Below are 17,208 nucleotides of genomic sequence, written 5' to 3' on the forward strand. Positions count from 1 at the left end.
TCTTATACCTGTCCTACTTGAAGTTGCAGCGGTGTTGACGGGCACTCACAAACCTCATCACATAGTTTATCTATGTTCACGAAGTGCTCAGAGGCTTTGCTCGCTGGTCGCCCACCTGCATCTTCAAGTTGTTTGGGTATAGAGCCGAGACGCAAGCGCGGCGATTATCAAGTTGAATATCGCCACACTCGTGTCGGTTAACCTGCTGAACCCAGCATCGCTTTCGCGTTACTCAGCGGTTTGTAGCTGGTTTGGTATGGTATTGACTGGTCGCGCCGCCAGCTCTTGTGGTTCAAAATCATCGACATTGATGGTGGCCAACCGATGAACTTCTGCTTCATGCAAGATAGCCGCCTCTTCTTGGGTCAAAATACCCGCTTCAATGCCTTCATCCGCTACCTTGTCTAAATGAATGAAGGCGCGTCGGCGTCCTTGGATCTTGCAGACTTTGTCAAACAGAGGCTCGGCTTGCAAAATCACGCTCAATGCCAGTTCTATTTTTCCTGCATTATTGAATTCAGTCGGTTGCCAGTACTGTTCACGGCCAAGACGGTTACGTGTGGCGCTTGGAGTTTGCAAAATTTGCGCAACTTGACTGTCAAGCTTATCACTTGGGGTTTGGCGCACACGACCCCATGGCAGAATTAGGCGGCGAAGCGCCCAAGCAACCGCACGATTAGGGAAGTTATTGAGCAACTCATCAAGCGCCAGTTCAATTTGAAGTAGCGCGTCTTGCAAGCCCCAATCCAGCAGTGGTAAATCTTCGGCCGGCCGACCATCGTCTTCAAAACGTTTGAGCGTTGCAGAAGCAAGGTAGAGCTGACTTAGCACATCGCCTAAGCGAGCAGAAATGCGTTCTTTGCGTTTTAATGCGCCGCCCATGACGGCCATCGCCACATCGGAAAGCAGTGCTAAATTGGCACTGTAGCGATTGAGCTGCTGGTAATAACGCTGCGTGGTATCGGACGTTGGACTGAATGAGCCGCGCCCATCGGTTAGGCTGAGCCAAAATGAGCGAATAACATTACTGGCCGCAAAGTGGATGTGCCCGGCAAGAGCTTGGTCAAATTGGCTAATCGCGTCTTCGCTCGTGCTATGCGCAGCGTGCATCTCGCGCAATACATAAGGATGGCAGCGAATCGCACCTTGACCAAAGATGATCATCGAGCGAGTCAGAATATTCGCCCCTTCAACTGTGATGGCAATCGGCGCGCCTTGATAACCACGGCCAAGGAAATTGCTCGGACCAAGGCAAATGCCTTTACCGCCCACCACGTCCATTGCATCAATGATCCCGCGCTGGCCTCTATGAGTGCAGTGATATTTTACGATTGCGGAAATTACCGAGGGTTTTTCACCCAGATCAATCGCAGTTACTGTTAACTGTGTTGCTGCGTCCATCACATAGGCATTGCCGCCGATACGCGCCAGCGGCGCTTCAACGCCCTCCATCTGGCCAATTGGCTGCTTAAATTGACGACGAATTCGAGCGTAAGCGCCTGTCGATAGCGCGGCGGTTTTTAGCCCGCCAGTGGTGTTTGAAGGCAGAGTGATCCCACGACCAACCGAAAGGCATTCAACGAGCATACGCCAGCCTTGTCCGGCCATTTTTGCTCCGCCGATAATAAAATCGAGCGGCACGAAGAGCTCTGATGCTTGGGTCGGGCCATTTTGGAATGGCACATTAAGGGGGAAGTGGCGGCGACCAATTTTGACCCCCTCTAAATGAGTTGGGATCAGCGCGCATGTCATGCCAAGTTCTTCAGTATCGCCCAATAGCCCATCCGGGTCGCGCAGTTTAAACGCCAACCCAAGAACGGTCGCCACAGGAGCAAGGGTAATGTAGCGTTTATTCCACGTCAGCTTCATACCAATGATCTCTGTTCCTTGCCATTGCCCGCGACATACCACGCCAAAATCGGGAATGGCACCAGCATCAGAGCCCGCCTCTGGGCTGGTGAGCGCAAAGCAAGGAATTTCGTCGCCTTTGGCCAGTCGTGGTAGGTAATATTGCTTTTGTTCGTCAGTGCCATAGTGCTGCAGTAGCTCACCAGGGCCTAGGGAGTTGGGCACACCCACCGTAGATGACAGCACGCTTGATACACCCGTGAGTTTTTGCAGTACCAGAGATTGCGCATAGGCGGAAAATCCCAAGCCGCCGTAACGCTTGTCGATGATCATGGCAAAAAAGCCGTGCTGTTTGAGGTAGCGCCAGACTTCCTCAGGCAAATCGGCCAACTCATGAGTGACTTGATAGTCGTTCACCATGGCGCACACTTCATTCACAGGTCCATCAAGAAATGCGCGTTCTTCTTGGCTCAGCTGCGGTGCTTTTATGTTATGCAATCGTTGCCAGTTGGGCTTGCCGCCAAATAGCTCGGCTTCCCACCACACCGTGCCAGCCTCAAGAGCGGTCTTTTCGGTTTCTGACATGGCTGGGAGTACGCGGCGAAATGCGTTAAGAGCGCGACCTGAGATGACATGTTGTCGAATGGCGGGAATGGCGGAGAGCGCGACGACGGCGATAAAGAGTGACCAACTGATTAAGCCAACGGCGCCTATCACGCTGAGCGCAATCATAGCGATGCTTAACACCCCTAGTGTTATGCGTAAAGAGGCGCGGTGATATAGGGTGATAGCCCAGAGCACTATCATTGTGAGAGCTGACAGTAGCGTTGTCATAATCAATGTCCTTCTTGTTATACCCGCCGGCTTAAAATCAGCAACGCCAAGTTGTTTGGGTATTTGCATTAATGGTAAGAGGTCAAACCAGTTAATGTAACTGTAAATCATTTATTAATGAAATGTAAAATTGAAATTAACATTTGAGAGGTTCACCCTTCTGCCGCTATCAAATTTGAGATGTTGCGGGCAGTTTTGGCTGACTAACCGAGAATGGGTGTGAGCTGGATGCGGCTTTTCTTGCCTTGATGTATCGACACTAATTTGGCTTTGCAGGTAGAATCAAAATCATATGACTGGGGGAGAACAATCGTTTGTGGTTGTTCAATAACAAAGAGAACCGATATGTACCAAGATCTAATTCGAAGTGAGTTAAACGAAGCCGCGCAAGTGCTAAATGCCTTTTTAAGCGATGAGCACAATCTGCAGCAAATTGAGTTTGCCGCGAAAATGATCGCCGATTCGTTTAAAGCGGGCGGTAAAGTGCTTTCTTGTGGTAATGGTGGCTCACACTGTGATGCGATGCATTTTGCTGAAGAGCTCACCGGACGTTATCGTGAAAATCGTCCCGGTTTTGCTGGCATCGCCATTTCCGATCCGAGTCATCTTTCATGCGTCAGTAATGATTTTGGTTATGAATATGTATTTTCACGCTACGTTGAAGCGGTGGGCCGTGAAGGGGATGTTCTGTTTGGTTTATCTACATCGGGTAATTCTGGCAACATTCTTAAAGCGATTGAAGCGGCTAAAGCGAAAGGAATGCGTACCATCGCATTAACCGGTAAAGATGGCGGTCAAATGGCAGGGTTGGCCGATATCGAGATTCGCGTTCCGCATTTTGGTTATGCGGATCGTATTCAAGAGGTTCATATCAAAATCATCCACATCATCATTCAGTTGATCGAAAAAGAGATGGCAGACGCATAACGCGAGCGAGTTCTCAGCGTCCTAGGTGGCGCTGTTTTGATTAAACCACCACAACCGTGGGACAGGTATAACGGGCATATTGCCTTGTCGCAGTTGGCTTTAAGGTTGCGATCACATCATTCTATTTGCATGGAGGCGGTAACATGTGTGAATTACTTGGTATGAGCGCAAACGTACCTACCGATATTTGTTTTAGCTTCACCGGGTTAATGCAGCGCGGAGGCCGAACAGGACCTCATCGCGATGGTTGGGGGATCACCTTTTACGAGGGTAAAGGGTGTCGCAGCTTTAAAGATCCAAACCCAAGCTTTGATTCTAAAATCGCTCAATTAGTGCAAAATTATCCGATTAAAAGCTGCGCTGTTATAAGCCACATTCGTCAAGCGAATCGGGGTGGGGTCAGTTTGGAAAATACGCACCCTTTTACTCGAGAGTTATGGGGACGCTATTGGACTTTTGCTCACAATGGGCAATTAACCGACTTTCAGAACCTGGCGTGCGGCCGATTTGAGCCCGTTGGACAAACGGACAGTGAGCGTGCGTTTTGCTGGTTACTCAATCAGCTTGAGCTGCAATTTGATGCGCGTCCCGACAACGCAATCTTGTTTGAGTTTATTGCTTCTTGTTGTGACTCTCTCAAAGAGATGGGGGTGTTTAATATGCTGCTTAGCGATGGTGAATATCTTTTGACCTATTGCACCAATCATCTGTATTGGCTCACTCGAAAAGCGCCGTTTGGCCACGCCACATTGCTCGATGAAGATGTGGAAGTGAATTTTCAAGAGCAAACCTCGCCCAATGACGTGGTGTCAGTGATTGCCACTCAACCACTGACCGCCAATGAAGCTTGGCAAAGAATGAAGCCTGGTGAGTACAACCTGTTCTACTTTGGCCAACGTCAGCTGACCAATGTTGACCGTCTTAGCGCGGTTGATTTTGCAGAGGCCAAGCCTCGCGATCAATCTCCAACTCAGCCTTTATAAACCGACTCAAATCGGATTATAAGTCTAACTCGTCGGCCGCATAGCCTTGTGGCCCGAGACACTGGCCATCAAGATAAGCGCGATTATCCTGCATCGATAACCTATCGCTGACCAGCCATTTAACCACCAAGGGATAAATGAAATGCTCTTGGTGCTGCACTCGAGCGATGAGCGCCGCTTCGTCATCGCCATCAAAAATCGGCACGCGAGCTTGCAAAATCACCGGACCGCCATCAAGCTCCTCGGTGACGAAATGAACGGTCGCGCCATGCTCACGATCACCCGCTTCAAGCGCTCGCTGGTGTGTATGAATACCGGGGTAGCGTGGTAACAGCGAGGGATGGATATTTACCAGACGCCCTGCATAGCGCTGAACAAACTCAGGACTCAAAATTCGCATATAGCCTGCGAGCACCACAATATCGGGTTGATACTCGTCGATAGCATGCATTAGAGCTTGGTCGAAGTTCTCGCGAGTCTCATAAGCTTTGGGGTCGATAAAGTGCGCCGGTATGGCCGCCTCTTTGGCGCGCGTTAGGCCATACGCATTTGCTTTGTTTGAGAATACGGCGCAGATTTTAGAGAGTGAAGGGGAGTGGCATGCGTCTATAATGGCTTGCAAATTGGAGCCACTGCCGGAAATGAGCACCACAATATTTTTCATCGCTTTTTCATCCATGATTTGAGCGTATATACCCAAGTCATTCTCACTGAACCATGCATCTTGAGGTTACTTGGGTCTTGGGTATAGCTTTATGCCGAACAATATGAAATGAGGACCGAAGTCCTCATTTTTGTCACTGTTAGTGTTGCATCACTATAACGCTTAGCGGATTTCAACCTGCTCTTCGCCTTCATTGGCGGCGGCGATTTCACCAATCACCCATGCAGTTTCGCCTTCGGCTTGCAGCAGAGCAACAGCGCTGTCGGCTTGATCTTTTGGCAGAGCAACAATAAGACCGACACCACAGTTAAAGGTGCGGTACATTTCGCGAGTCGCGACATTGCCTTGCTCTTGTAGCCACTGGAAAATAACTGGCCATTCCCAACTCTTCCCATCTACGACAGCTTTGGTGCCTTGTGGCAGTACGCGAGGAATGTTTTCCCAAAAACCGCCGCCAGTGATGTGAGAAATCGCATGGATATCATGCTCAGCAATCATCTTAAGCGCAGATTTGATGTAAATTTTGGTCGGTTCAAGGAGATGTTCGCCAATGGTGCGTCCAGCCAACTCTTGGTTTTTGTCTGCGCCTGAAACTTCAAGGATTTTGCGAACCAGTGAATAGCCATTAGAGTGCGGGCCACTTGAACCTACGGCAATCAGAGCATCACCTACGGCGACTTGGCTGCCGTCAATGATGTTCTCTTTTTCGACCACGCCAACACAAAAGCCAGCAACGTCGTAGTCATCGCCTTCGTACATGCCCGGCATTTCAGCCGTTTCACCACCAATCAGTGAACAGCCTGCTTGCAAACAGCCTTCAGCGATACCCGTGACAACTTCCGCTGCGGTATCGACATCCAACTTACCCGTTGCGTAGTAATCTAAGAAAAACAGCGGCTCGGCGCCTTGAACAATCAAATCGTTAACACACATCGCGACCAAGTCGATACCAATGGTGTCGTGTTTATTCATATCCAATGCCAAACGTAGCTTAGTGCCAACGCCGTCCGTGCCAGAAACCAGCACAGGGTGGCGGTATTTTGTTGGGATCTCACACAATGCGCCAAAGCCACCGATTCCGCCCATTACTTCTGGGCGACGTGTCCGTTTTACTGCGCCTTTGATACGTTCAACCAATGCGTTACCCGCATCAATATCAACACCTGCGTCTTTGTAGCTGAGAGAAGAGTTGTTACCGCTCACGAAGAAGTCCTCAATCTTTGGGTTGGATAGGAAACGGCGCTATTCTAACAAGGCTTTAATCGTTTGGGCAAACGTTTGCGTCGAGTTTTTTTATCCTAATCCCCACAGCGCAAGCGGTTACTTGCGGTGGATTTCGTGTATAATCGGGCAGTTTATATATTTCTACCCGCGCCACCTAAACCTGCAACACGAAGTGGCGTGAGTACAGTCTTTTATTCGAATCGATCTACTGAGTGACGATAAACCCAATGTGCCGACTTGCGCACCAAAGGTCAATGGCAGCGGTAGAATCGATAGGAAACAACGAGCCGGAGATGAAAATGAAAGTTGTTGAAGTCAAACACCCGCTGGTCAAACACAAATTAGGTCTGATGCGTGAGGGTGAAATCAGCACTAAGCGTTTTCGTGAGTTAGCCACTGAAGTTGGCAGCCTACTTACTTATGAAGCAACCGCTGATTTTGAAACTGAAAAAGTGACAATCAATGGCTGGAATGGTCCGGTTGAAGTCGACCAAATTAAAGGCAAGAAAGTCACCGTAGTGCCAATTTTGCGTGCGGGTCTTGGTATGATGGATGGCGTTCTTGAGCATATGCCAAGTGCACGTATCAGCGTGGTAGGTATCTACCGTGATGAAGAAACGCTAGAGCCAGTACCTTACTTCAATAAACTGGCATCAAACATGGAAGAGCGTATTGCGCTGGTGGTTGATCCAATGCTAGCAACCGGTGGCTCTATGATTGCGACCATTGATTTGCTTAAAGAAAAAGGCTGTAAGTCGATTAAAGTATTGGTTTTGGTTGCCGCGCCTGAAGGTATTGATGCCCTTGAAAAAGCGCACCCAGATGTTGAACTTTACACTGCGTCTATCGATGAAAAATTGAATGACAAAGGTTATATCGTTCCCGGTCTTGGCGACGCAGGCGATAAGATTTTCGGTACGAAATAATCGCAGCATCATCGTTGGGAATAAAAAAGGCTTGGTCAATTGACCAAGCCTTTTTTATTCCCGTTCCACCTGACATTGTCGCGCTTTTTGTGACCAATTTGGCGCAGCGCAGCTTCAAGTGGAACATTTAATGAATTAACGCGTTGCTGGCGTCTCTTCAATTTCATCGACTTCCATTTGAGCGTTATCAACCACGTGATTTTCGCCCATATTATTTGGCAAAATTAAGTTAAGCAAAATCGCCACGATACCGCACAAGCTTACGCCTTGCAGGCTAAATTCACCGATGCCAAAGGCCATGCCGCCAATACCAAAGACCAAAGTGACAGCCACAATCACGAGATTACGTGCATTGTGCAAATCGACATGATTTTTGATCAGCGTGTTGAGACCGACGGTCGCAATCGAACCAAAGAGCAAAATCATAATGCCGCCCATAACTGGCAGTGGAATGGTAAGCAATACTGCGCCAAGTTTACCAACCAGCGCTAAAACGATGGCGGTAATCGCGCCCCAAGTCATGATTTTGGGGTCGAACGCTTTGGTTAGCATAACTGCGCCAGTCACTTCGCTATAGGTGGTATTCGGTGGCGCGCCCACAAACGCTGCCGCCATAGTGGCAATTCCGTCGCCCGCAATGGTGCGATGCAGACCTGGTTTCTTAAGGTAGTTTTTGCCCGTGACGTTTGAGATTGCCAGCATGTCACCGACGTGTTCTACAGCAGGTGCAATGGCAACTGGGATCATGAACAAAATCGCATTGATATTAAATTCAGGCATGGTGAAGTTGGGGAGTGCAATCCAAGCTGCGTTATGCACAGGGGTAAAGTCAACCACGCCGAAAAAGAGGCTTAAAATGTAGCCGGTCACAATACCACCGCAGATAGGGAGCAGTTTTAGCATGCCTTTAGCAAACACACTTATCGCAATAGTCACAAGTAATGATGCGGCAGAGATCCAAAGTGCGATATCGGCATCGACAATTTGAACTGCGCCATCGCCAGTGCGACCCAATGCCATGTGCACCGCGGTAGGCGCTAGGCCAAGACCAATCACCATGATAACTGGGCCCACGACGACAGGTGGCAGTAGACGGTGAATGAAATCAACGCCGCGCACCTTGATAATGGCGCCCAAAATCACATACACCAGACCTGCGGCCATAAGGCCACCCATGGTAGAGGCAACGCCCCATGTCTGTACGCCATACATAATGGGGGCAATAAAGGCGAAAGAAGACGCCAAGAAAATCGGCACACTACGGCGTGTGACCAGTTGGAACAACAAGGTACCCACACCTGCGCCAAATAGCGCTACGTTCGGGTCAAGGCCCGTCAGTAGTGGTACAAGCACCAAAGCACCGAAAGCGACAAATAGCATTTGTACGCCTTGTAATGCGTGTTTCATACAAACTCCCTAGTAAAATCAAAGCAAAATCGCCGGATATTATCACTTTACCGAAAACGTTTGCTTGGATTGGATCAAAAAACCAGCATAATGATAGATGTCACTATTAGCGCTTGACGTGGTTTTTTGGCCGTTACTTTCGGATAAAACTGGCGTCATTGCTTGCTCGGTATGGGATAGTTGCTTATCATCGATGGTCTCTATACATCTCGTCCCGAGCAGGTCGATTAGGAAAAGTATGCGTTATCTCGCTCTATTTATTCTGAGCTGTTTAGCTTGGACCAGCAGTGCTATGACTCACGTTGACCTTTATGGGGTGAGCGTTGTGATTGATCGTGAACAAGAAGATGGTGATGCGTTGGCGCGTCGTCAGGCGCTTGAACAGGTGATTGTTCGAACCACCGGTGATAAGAGTGCAAGCCAAAACCCAGTGATTGCTAAAGCATTGGCAGGCAGCGCGCGTTATGTGTCGCAATTAAGTTATACCCAACTTGATGATGGGGCGACCCAGGTCAATTTTCGCTTTAATCAGGAGCAAATCAGCGCGCTATTAACCCAAGCTCAGTTGCCATTTTGGGCACCAGAGCGTCGCAACGTTCTAGTATGGCTGGTGGAAGAAAACCAATTTGAGCGTCAAATAGTGTGGGAACATACCGCATCTGAATTTGCCGCGAGCCTGCGTCAAGAAGCGGCAAAACGCGGCGTACCAGTGACATTCCCGATTGGGGATTTTGATGATGTTACTGGCGTTCAAATTGCCGATCTTTGGGGCGGGTTTGTTACGCCATTAAGCGCGGCAAGCCAACGTTATCCGGTTGAAGCCGTGCTGTTGGTTCGTTTGCAAGGCGATACCTTGCGCTGGACGCTGTATGATGCGGCGCCGGCGGCGATGACTGCGACAATGGAGACGCCTTTAACAGGGGTAGCAAGTGGTATTGACGCGCCGTTATCTGTCATTGATGCGTTAGCAAACCAATTTGCTCAAAAAGACGCGGTGGTTGTTTCAAGTGAGTCGACCGAGTCGGTGGACGTGACGTTCCTAAATGTGCGTAACGCGTTAGACTTCTTCACGTTGGAAAAATCGTTAAGTGCGCTGAATTCCGTTGCCGCGCTCGATATTTTGCAAATACAAGGTGATCATTTGACGGTTCGCGTGCATTTGCTAGCGCAGCGCGCCGCGTTTGAACAGCAGATGTCGCAACTGCCTCGTTTGCAACGGTTTATTGACGAGTTTGCCGCGCCTCAAGCCAGCGTAAGTGGCCCAACCCCAGCGCTAGACTCGATTGCGACGGCAGACGATAACCTTGTCACGCCAGTTGCGTTAGAAACCATTGCGGTACCCACCACGGCCAACGCAGGCCCGTTGGTGTTTGAGTGGTTAGCGCCATAATATTCAAAGACCCAAATGTCGGCTGATATTTGGGTCTATTTTTAGGGTCTGTTGACTTTTCGAGGTTAAATTTTGTTCGCGCAAAAATCGTTTTAGGCGAGACAAGGCGTTTGCAGCTTAGTCATTCTAAGCAAAGACGTCTTAACAAAGCATAAAACGATTTTAGCCGAACCCTTCGGGCAGCCGTTGTGCTTCATTTCTACTGCGTTATCGGCTTTTCATGTAGGTTGACTACACATTAAAGCCTCTGTCTTGTAGACATTTCCCACAAACGGCTGCAAAAATCAGCACGAAAGGTCAACAGACCCTAAATACCGCTTTTATCTTCTGTCGCAAATCGTTGCGCTTCTTCTTTTTCTACCTGAGACAAACGCGGTAGTTTTAGACTCAGCTCTCTACCACGCAGCCGCGCGTAAAAAATGTTGGCGACAAAACTGAGCGAGGTTAGCAATAACTCGCAAACCGCCAGTAAACGTTCTCCCTCATCGAGCACCACAAGCGTCAGTCCGTGCAAAAAATAGATCATTAAAATGAAGTTGGCCCAAGCATGAGTGTAGGGCTTTCCTTTTACGATGCCGTGCAGTGGAATAAGCAGGGGCGCAACCCATAGGAGCGTCATTACCGTGCTATTGAGATGGGGATGAGGCGAAAGCCAGCTTTGCCAAACCACCACCCAAAGCATCAGGCCGATATGGCCAATAAGCGCCGCAATGCGTGCTGGAAAGCTGGAATAAGGGGGCGTTGTCATGAAGCCGTCTCCTATATCAGGGCGTCAACGCTAGCTTTTGATTTGATGCAATCGTTGCCAGTCGCGCGCCTAAGGCTTTTGCTAACTCAGCTTCATCATGGCTGAGTGATAATGGCGCAGAGCTTGCGCCGGCAATGGAGCTTGCTCCGTAAGGGGTTCCGCCCGTTTGGGTGCGATGCAGCGCCGGTTCGCTGTAGGGAATACCAAGCAGCAGCATGCCGTGGTGCAGCAGAGGCAGCATCATACTCAGTAGCGCACTTTCTTGCCCGCCATGGAGCGAACTTGACGCGGTAAAAACACAGGCCGGCTTGTCGATGAGCGCGCCTTGAATCCACAACGCAGAGGTTTGATCCCAAAAGTGTTTCAGTGGCGCGGCCATATTGCCAAACCAAACTGGGCTTCCCATCGCCAGCCCATCGCACTGAGCCAGATCTTGCAAGCTTGCTACAGGATCGGCACTTTCTTCGCTATCTAGTGGCGCAACACTGCGCAGCATGGCCTCACACCCAGCCACGCTGGCTACGCCACGAGCAATGTGGCGCGCCAATTGTCGCGTGGTGCCATGGCGCGAGTGATAAAGCACGAGTATGGTAATTGGCTTCATGCGCCAAGGATCTCAAGCACGGACTCAGGTGGGCGGCCAATGCGAGCTTGGTCATTGACCACAACCACTGGGCGCTCAAACAGTTTCGGGTTGTCAGCCATGGCTTGAAAAAGTTGATCATCGCTTAACGCGGCATCATCAAGATTGTTCGCGCGATAATCTGCCTCTTTGGTACGCATCATTTGACGAACAGAGTCAAAGCCGAGTTGGCGATAGAGGGTTTCCAGCGCTGTCACAGACAATGGCGTTTCGAGATATTTAATGATGTGAGGCGTGATGCCTTGCGCTTCGATAAGTGCGAGAGTTTCTCGGCTTTTTGAACAGCGTGGGTTGTGGTAAATCACCACTTCAGTAGCGGGCATATTAGAGCATCCTTACAAAAAATCAATGCTACATTTGCCGCATGGCAAATGTAGCAAAATTTAATCTAACGTTGCGCTATTGTAATGCCAAAAAGCGTTCTCGCTCAACGAGCAATTGATCAATTCGCGCGTCGTAGCGCGCTTGTTGCAAGCTGCCTAACTCTGCCAGTTGGCTGGCTTGAGTGTAAAAGTGAATCGCTTTATCCCAATTGGCCTGCAGTGCCAAGATTTCGCCGCGCGAGGCCAGTTCCTCCGCCTCTTTGCCCAAATCTGCATTGGCTTTGGCGAGCAAAAACCAGCCATTGGTGTCTTGTGGGTGAGCGTGAGTGAAACGCTGCAATTGCGAGATAGCCTGTTCGAACTGCCCCGACTCAAGCAACACATTGGCGTGATTGATGACCAAAACAGGGTTCTCTGGTGAACGAGTCAGCGCTTGGCTTAACAGTGTTTGCGCTTTTTTGAGGCTGTTCATGCCAAGGTAGAGATCGCTCAGTGCATCGAGATAAAACAGATTATTCGGATCGTTTTGATGCAGCGTTTCAAGTAGCGCTTGCGCTTCATCAAATTGACGGTTGTCGAGCTTAATTAAGGCCGTGCCATAATCTGCCGCTGGGTGCATTGCCTCAGGTGTACGCTTGCGCTGGCGCGCCATCCAATCTAATGCATCTTCGGCTTTGGCGCCGCTGTAGCGTGCGACCACACGAGCGCGCGCTAGATGATAATCTAATGATTCAGAAACGTTTTGTACCGGATAGCTTTGGGCACGAATGCGGCTATCGGTAATTCGATCTTCCGGTAATGGGTGGGTCAGCAGCATTGGCGGCGGCTTGGTTGCGTAGCGATATTGGTCAGATAATCGACCAAAGAATCGCGGCATGGCCTGCACGTCAAAACCGGCTTTTGCAAGGGTATTGAGACCAAGGCGATCCGCCTCTTTCTCATTACTGCGAGTATAGTTTATCTGCGCTTGCATATTACCTGCAGTGCCTGCGCTAATCACCGCAAGCCCTGCTTGCGGTGAGGCCAGCGCGAGTAACAGGCCGCCAGCAAGCGCGGCAAGCGATGCCGGAGAGCGCCGCGCTGCCTCTTCCATGCTGCGCGCAAGGTGTCGCTGGGTGACGTGGGCGATTTCGTGCGCCATCACCGACGCCAATTCACTTTCATCTTTGGCGTGAAGAAACAGTCCGGAATGAATCGCAACGTGGCCACCAAAAAAGGCAAACGCATTGATGTTTCGGTCGCGGATCATAAAGAAACGAAAATTGGTCTTAACGTCGTCGGCGTTGGCGACAAGACGATGGCCAAGGGTGCTGAGGTAATTGTTGAGCACAGGATCATCAATCACGGGTTGGCTGCGACGAATGATGCGCATGTAAGCATCGCCATATTGGCGTTCTTGATCTATGGTCAGGGTCGCACCCGCAACGGTTCCCATATCGGGAAGATCCAATGCATTCGCCATGCTTGGCGTGGGAACTGCCAAACTGGCGGCAATGGCAAGGCAGATCACAGAACGGGTACGCTTTAGCATAGCGAGTATGGACTCCAATCGGTATCGCTTAAGACAATGTGTATGACAGAATAAATACGAAATGGTTTCATTTGCTCGCAAAACACGTGAGCCGTTGAAACTCGTATCGCAGAACAACTCGAATCACTGTTCTATACCCAAACAACTTGGAGTTGCAGGTAGGCGGCAAGCGAACAAGGCTGCAACTTCAAGTAGAAAGGGTATACAATATCGAGAAATAAACCGAATACAAGTCTTTGAATGGAACTTCAGCACCTTGACTTGCGCGGCGAACGCTGTCCGATGGCGTTACTGCGAGCAAAACGCTTTGCCGCAGAGTTCAGCTCACCGCAGCCATGGACGCTTTCTGTGAGTGATGCCGCCTCGATGCAAGATATTCAGCGTTATTTTTTACACTGTGGCTGGCAGATCCAGTGCCAAACCCAAGCAACAGATTATTTATTGATGCTATACCCAAGTGACTTCAAGATGCCGGATTCAGAGCCAGCTCACTGGGCTAAGAGCAAGGCAAACAACGCAGCGAAATAGCCAGTCTATTTTCAAGTTGTTTGGGTATAGCCAACTCATAACCCTAAAGGAAGACATTTACCATGCTTGATATGGTCAGTCGCTGGTACCAACGACGCTTTTCAGATCCACATGCAGTGAGCCTCATTGCGATTTTGATCGTCGGTTTTATTACGATTTACTTTTTTGGTCATTTAATTGCCCCTTTGCTGGTGGCGATTGTGCTGGCTTATTTACTCGAATGGCCCGTCACTCAGTTACGCCGAATCGGTATTCCACGCACGCTTGGGGTCATACTGGTGATTTTGCTGTTCAGCGGTGTGATGCTATTGGCACTGTTTGGGCTTATCCCAACTATTTGGATGCAGGTGGGTAACCTTATTAGCGACATTCCTGCGATGTACGATGGGTTGCAAAAATTGATTATTGAACTGCCCAAAAATTATCCTGAGTTGGCGAATTTGCAGATCGTTGAGTCGTTAGTGACCAATGTGAAAAATAAGGCGCTGGGACTGGGCGAAACCGTGCTAAAAGGCTCTTTGGCCTCACTGGTGAGCATTGCCACGTTAGGGGTTTATCTGATTTTGGTGCCGCTTTTGGTGTTTTTCTTACTTAAAGACAAAGAAGAGATGCTGCGCATTGCCAGTGGCGTGATGCCGCGCAACCGCCGCTTAGCCACCAAAGTGTGGGTGGAAATGAATGAGCAAATTTCTAACTACATTCGCGGTAAAGTCTCAGAAATATTGATTGTTGGTGGCGTCAGCTACGTTACCTTTGCGCTGCTGGATTTACGCTATTCTGCGCTGTTAGCGGTGCTGGTGGGGCTGTCGGTTCTTATTCCATACATTGGCGCGGCAGCGGTGACCGTTCCTGTGGCGATGGTGGGCCTATTCCAGTGGGGACTGACCAGTGATTTTTACTGGCTGTTGGTGGCCTACGGCATTATTCAGGCGCTTGATGGCAATGTGTTGGTGCCGGTGCTGTTTTCTGAAGCAGTGAATTTGCACCCTGTTGCTATCATTGTCGCGGTGCTGGTGTTTGGCGGCTTATGGGGTTTTTGGGGCGTGTTTTTTGCCATACCGCTTGCGACCTTAGTAAAGGCGGTATGGAATGCGTTGCCAGCGCAAGAGGAAGAGAGTTTCAGCGCGGGTGGGGTGGATTAAAGGCGATGGTTTTGGTTTTATCGTGAATTCACTATGTAATTTTTTACTATATACGGAAACGCCCAAAGTTATTAGCTTTGGGCGTTTCTTCTAGCAAGCAGGTTACGACAAACCGAGCTTTAAAGTGACATATGCAGAATTGGAAAGGGTTTTCCCATATCATCAAGTGGTGAGCGAGAAACAATTTTAAAACCCATATGCTCGTAGAAACCTACTGCCTGTGGATTTTGTTCGTTTACATCGACTTTGGTTGCGCCTAACTGCTCCAGTGCGTATTGCAGTAGCGCCTTACCAATACCTTGCCCTCGCGCCTCATTTAAGATGAACAGCATTTCAATCTTTGAGTCATGGATCCCCACGAAACCTAAAATTGAACCACTTTCATTTTTCACACACCTTAAAGTGACAGCGGGAAAAGCCTGCTCAATGATAATTGGTTTAAAAAACTCAATATCTTCTTCTGTTATGAAGTCATGAGTAGCTCGGACTGAATTTTCCCAAACATCAAGCAGTTCTGCATAATTTTCAGGAAGCACATTTTCTACAATCATGGTGTTTTTTCTCAAATTGACTGAAATTCATGTGCAGCCGCGAACCAGCATTTTACTGGCGAGTTACCAATCTGTCCTGAATTTTTTACCTCGTTTTGTCAATTGCTTGTGACACCACGACCTTAATATGACTGTGTATGCACAGGCATAAGTGAGTTTTGGTCAAAATTCGAACGAGATTTGGGATAACCGTGCTAAATAATGCACGGTTATCTCAGGTCATTTTTCTTATCTACATGAATCTAAATGTAAATTTTTGTGGGTATGAGATAACCGAGCGCAGCGTTAAGCGCAATGCTCACTTTTGCCAGAAGAAAATGCTCAAAATTGCGCACTTGATGCTATTCAACTGATTGATTAAAAAGCGATTTCGGGAGTATATTAGGAGGAGAAGTGAAGCAAGCACTCTGCGTGATAAACAGAATGCTGTTTAATACACTGTTATATGCCTTTTGAGTTTGGTGTCACATTTAAAGGAGAATTACATGAATGACAAACTTAAAGCACACAGAGTGATTGGTATAAGACATGCCTTAAGTGTACTAAAGGAAGATGGCCTTATAAGTAAAGGGATAAATTATCCAAAAGATGCCAGCGATGAAATGATTCAGTTGCTCATAAATACTGCTTTAGAGTTTTATGAGTTAGGCGCCAAACAAGGCGCTGAGAAAACTATAGATCACTTTATAAGTGAAAAGTTTACGACTCAAAAAAGAAATGGGCAAAGATCAATCACAGCAAATGTATCCTCTGTAAATTGGCAACATACATTTCCAGTTAAAGCGGGAATAACTGAAGATAAAATTATTAAAAAAGTTCGTATTCCTATTTCAGATTTAGGCTTTGAGTAATCGGCATATAACAAACGCATCAACACGGACGGTTAAAGCTTGGCTCCGCTCGTGCCTCGCGAATTTTAGCCAACCTTTTCCCGCCGCTTATGCGGGCGTTAGGCATTTGGAGGCAAATTGAAGATCGGTGACTTAAATATACAAGACATCAATCCAATTCCGGAAATTGAAACCGGAGACGAGAAAGAGGTTTATGCTTTCTATGGCTTAGCTGCTTTTCACGCTCAATGTGCAGAAAAGGCTTTGGTGAATTTCGTTATGGCATATCGCCTCTTAGATAATAAAGTTCTGGATCAGGAGCAATGGCTTGAGCTATATGCAGGGATTAACTCCAAGACGTTTGGTCGCTTGCTCGGACAAATAAAAACTCGAGTTGAGCTATCAGACCATCTGCTTGCACATCTCGACCATACTTTAACAAAAAGAAACTGGTTAGCTCATGACTTTTACTATGACCGCGCCAATCACTTTTTGGATTTAGACGGTCGTATAGCAATGATCAAAGAGCTACAAGAACTTATCGAACTATTCCAAGTTTCTGATCGCGCTATTGAACAACTTAGTTTAAAGGTGTGGTCGTACTTCGGCGTAACGGAAGAGTGGATAGAGAAAGAAATGGCTATTCAACACGAAGAGTATCTTAGTGGAAAAAATGCCTAACACAGATGAGCCTTCTCCCTGTCAATAG

At 48.5% G+C, this 17,208-nt stretch carries 17 protein-coding genes; 8 read left to right on the top strand and 9 right to left on the bottom strand.

The window, feature by feature from the left end; genetic code table 11:
• Positions 1-228 precede the first annotated feature (228 nt).
• The gene (gene fadE / locus HGP28_RS09790; protein ID WP_168836276.1) at positions 229-2,682 is read right to left on the bottom strand and encodes an acyl-CoA dehydrogenase FadE; all 2,454 of its coding nucleotides are present in this window, start codon (positions 2,680-2,682) and stop codon (positions 229-231) included.
• Positions 2,683-3,027: 345 nt separating this feature from the next.
• Here fadE and lpcA point away from each other — a divergent pair, with 345 nt between their 5' ends.
• Both lpcA and HGP28_RS09800 read left to right on the top strand, forming a co-directional pair.
• Positions 3,028-3,609 carry a D-sedoheptulose 7-phosphate isomerase gene (lpcA, locus tag HGP28_RS09795; RefSeq protein WP_168836277.1) on the top strand — a complete coding sequence of 194 codons (582 nt, stop codon included), beginning with the start codon at positions 3,028-3,030 and terminating at the stop codon, positions 3,607-3,609.
• Between the two features lie 143 nt (positions 3,610-3,752).
• Positions 3,753-4,592: a class II glutamine amidotransferase gene (locus HGP28_RS09800; RefSeq protein ID WP_168836278.1), complete on the top strand. Its 840-nt coding sequence runs from the start codon at positions 3,753-3,755 to the stop codon at positions 4,590-4,592.
• Positions 4,593-4,608: 16 nt separating this feature from the next.
• Here the strand turns inward: HGP28_RS09800 and purN are convergent, their stop codons facing one another.
• Both purN and purM read right to left on the bottom strand, forming a co-directional pair.
• On the bottom strand, positions 4,609-5,256 hold the full coding sequence (purN, locus tag HGP28_RS09805) for a phosphoribosylglycinamide formyltransferase (RefSeq protein ID WP_168836382.1): 648 nt from the start codon (positions 5,254-5,256) through the stop codon (positions 4,609-4,611).
• A gap of 162 nt (positions 5,257-5,418) precedes the next feature.
• Positions 5,419-6,459 carry a phosphoribosylformylglycinamidine cyclo-ligase gene (gene purM, locus HGP28_RS09810; RefSeq protein WP_168836279.1) on the bottom strand — a complete coding sequence of 347 codons (1,041 nt, stop codon included), beginning with the start codon at positions 6,457-6,459 and terminating at the stop codon, positions 5,419-5,421.
• A 320-nt stretch (positions 6,460-6,779) separates the two neighbouring features.
• Here purM and upp point away from each other — a divergent pair, with 320 nt between their 5' ends.
• Positions 6,780-7,406, top strand: coding sequence for a uracil phosphoribosyltransferase (upp, locus tag HGP28_RS09815; protein ID WP_168836383.1), 627 nt, complete (start codon positions 6,780-6,782; stop codon positions 7,404-7,406).
• A gap of 135 nt (positions 7,407-7,541) precedes the next feature.
• On the opposite strand, the gene HGP28_RS09820 is transcribed toward upp, so the two are convergent.
• Positions 7,542-8,813 carry a uracil-xanthine permease family protein gene (locus HGP28_RS09820; protein WP_168836280.1) on the bottom strand — a complete coding sequence of 424 codons (1,272 nt, stop codon included), beginning with the start codon at positions 8,811-8,813 and terminating at the stop codon, positions 7,542-7,544.
• 238 nt (positions 8,814-9,051) lie between these two features.
• Here HGP28_RS09820 and HGP28_RS09825 point away from each other — a divergent pair, with 238 nt between their 5' ends.
• Positions 9,052-10,203, top strand: a complete 1,152-nt coding sequence (locus HGP28_RS09825; RefSeq protein ID WP_168836281.1) for a DUF2066 domain-containing protein — start codon at positions 9,052-9,054, stop codon at positions 10,201-10,203.
• A 307-nt stretch (positions 10,204-10,510) separates the two neighbouring features.
• Here the strand turns inward: HGP28_RS09825 and HGP28_RS09830 are convergent, their stop codons facing one another.
• The 4 genes from HGP28_RS09830 to bepA all read right to left on the bottom strand — a co-directional run bounded on the left by HGP28_RS09830 (position 10,511) and on the right by bepA (position 13,448).
• Positions 10,511-10,951 (bottom strand): DUF2069 domain-containing protein, encoded by a 441-nt coding sequence (locus tag HGP28_RS09830; protein ID WP_168836282.1) that lies wholly within the window; start codon positions 10,949-10,951, stop codon positions 10,511-10,513.
• A gap of 16 nt (positions 10,952-10,967) precedes the next feature.
• A complete protein-coding gene (gene wrbA / locus HGP28_RS09835) occupies positions 10,968-11,555 on the bottom strand; it encodes an NAD(P)H:quinone oxidoreductase (protein WP_168836283.1) in 588 nt (195 codons plus the stop codon).
• Complete coding sequence (gene arsC, locus HGP28_RS09840) at positions 11,552-11,917, bottom strand: arsenate reductase (glutaredoxin) (RefSeq protein ID WP_168836284.1); 366 nt, start codon at positions 11,915-11,917, stop codon at positions 11,552-11,554. The genes wrbA and arsC overlap by 4 nt, the downstream gene beginning before the upstream one ends.
• A gap of 76 nt (positions 11,918-11,993) precedes the next feature.
• A complete protein-coding gene (gene bepA / locus HGP28_RS09845) occupies positions 11,994-13,448 on the bottom strand; it encodes a beta-barrel assembly-enhancing protease (protein ID WP_168836285.1) in 1,455 nt (484 codons plus the stop codon).
• Between the two features lie 240 nt (positions 13,449-13,688).
• On the opposite strand from bepA, the gene HGP28_RS09850 reads away from it, so the two are divergent.
• Together HGP28_RS09850 and HGP28_RS09855 are read left to right on the top strand one after the other, a co-directional pair.
• The gene (locus HGP28_RS09850; RefSeq protein WP_168836286.1) at positions 13,689-13,976 is read left to right on the top strand and encodes a sulfurtransferase TusA family protein; all 288 of its coding nucleotides are present in this window, start codon (positions 13,689-13,691) and stop codon (positions 13,974-13,976) included.
• 62 nt (positions 13,977-14,038) lie between these two features.
• On the top strand, positions 14,039-15,118 hold the full coding sequence (locus tag HGP28_RS09855) for an AI-2E family transporter (protein WP_168836287.1): 1,080 nt from the start codon (positions 14,039-14,041) through the stop codon (positions 15,116-15,118).
• A gap of 119 nt (positions 15,119-15,237) precedes the next feature.
• Here HGP28_RS09855 and HGP28_RS09860 read toward each other — a convergent pair whose 3' ends face one another.
• A complete protein-coding gene (locus HGP28_RS09860) occupies positions 15,238-15,669 on the bottom strand; it encodes a GNAT family N-acetyltransferase (protein ID WP_168836288.1) in 432 nt (143 codons plus the stop codon).
• 485 nt (positions 15,670-16,154) lie between these two features.
• Between HGP28_RS09860 and HGP28_RS09865 the strand changes: the two genes are divergently transcribed.
• Both HGP28_RS09865 and HGP28_RS09870 read left to right on the top strand, forming a co-directional pair.
• Complete coding sequence (locus HGP28_RS09865) at positions 16,155-16,520, top strand: hypothetical protein (protein ID WP_168836289.1); 366 nt, start codon at positions 16,155-16,157, stop codon at positions 16,518-16,520.
• Between the two features lie 117 nt (positions 16,521-16,637).
• Complete coding sequence (locus HGP28_RS09870; protein ID WP_168836290.1) at positions 16,638-17,180, top strand: hypothetical protein; 543 nt, start codon at positions 16,638-16,640, stop codon at positions 17,178-17,180.
• The last annotated feature ends 28 nt before the right edge of the window (positions 17,181-17,208 follow it).

It is taken from the genome of Vibrio agarilyticus, from assembly GCF_012641465.1.
GTDB classification, from domain to species: Bacteria; Pseudomonadota; Gammaproteobacteria; order Enterobacterales; family Vibrionaceae; genus Vibrio; species Vibrio agarilyticus.

Coding starts and splice junctions, on each gene's coding strand:
- fadE (WP_168836276.1), bottom strand. CDS start 2,682: ATGACAACGCTACTGTCAGCTCTCACAATGATAGTGCTCTGGGCTATC.
- lpcA (WP_168836277.1), top strand. CDS start 3,028: ATGTACCAAGATCTAATTCGAAGTGAGTTAAACGAAGCCGCGCAAGTG.
- HGP28_RS09800 (WP_168836278.1), top strand. CDS start 3,753: ATGTGTGAATTACTTGGTATGAGCGCAAACGTACCTACCGATATTTGT.
- purN (WP_168836382.1), bottom strand. CDS start 5,256: ATGAAAAATATTGTGGTGCTCATTTCCGGCAGTGGCTCCAATTTGCAA.
- upp (WP_168836383.1), top strand. CDS start 6,780: ATGAAAGTTGTTGAAGTCAAACACCCGCTGGTCAAACACAAATTAGGT.
- HGP28_RS09820 (WP_168836280.1), bottom strand. CDS start 8,813: ATGAAACACGCATTACAAGGCGTACAAATGCTATTTGTCGCTTTCGGT.
- HGP28_RS09825 (WP_168836281.1), top strand. CDS start 9,052: ATGCGTTATCTCGCTCTATTTATTCTGAGCTGTTTAGCTTGGACCAGC.
- HGP28_RS09830 (WP_168836282.1), bottom strand. CDS start 10,951: ATGACAACGCCCCCTTATTCCAGCTTTCCAGCACGCATTGCGGCGCTT.
- wrbA (WP_168836283.1), bottom strand. CDS start 11,555: ATGAAGCCAATTACCATACTCGTGCTTTATCACTCGCGCCATGGCACC.
- arsC (WP_168836284.1), bottom strand. CDS start 11,917: ATGCCCGCTACTGAAGTGGTGATTTACCACAACCCACGCTGTTCAAAA.
- bepA (WP_168836285.1), bottom strand. CDS start 13,448: ATGCTAAAGCGTACCCGTTCTGTGATCTGCCTTGCCATTGCCGCCAGT.
- HGP28_RS09850 (WP_168836286.1), top strand. CDS start 13,689: ATGGAACTTCAGCACCTTGACTTGCGCGGCGAACGCTGTCCGATGGCG.
- HGP28_RS09855 (WP_168836287.1), top strand. CDS start 14,039: ATGCTTGATATGGTCAGTCGCTGGTACCAACGACGCTTTTCAGATCCA.
- HGP28_RS09860 (WP_168836288.1), bottom strand. CDS start 15,669: ATGATTGTAGAAAATGTGCTTCCTGAAAATTATGCAGAACTGCTTGAT.
- HGP28_RS09865 (WP_168836289.1), top strand. CDS start 16,155: ATGAATGACAAACTTAAAGCACACAGAGTGATTGGTATAAGACATGCC.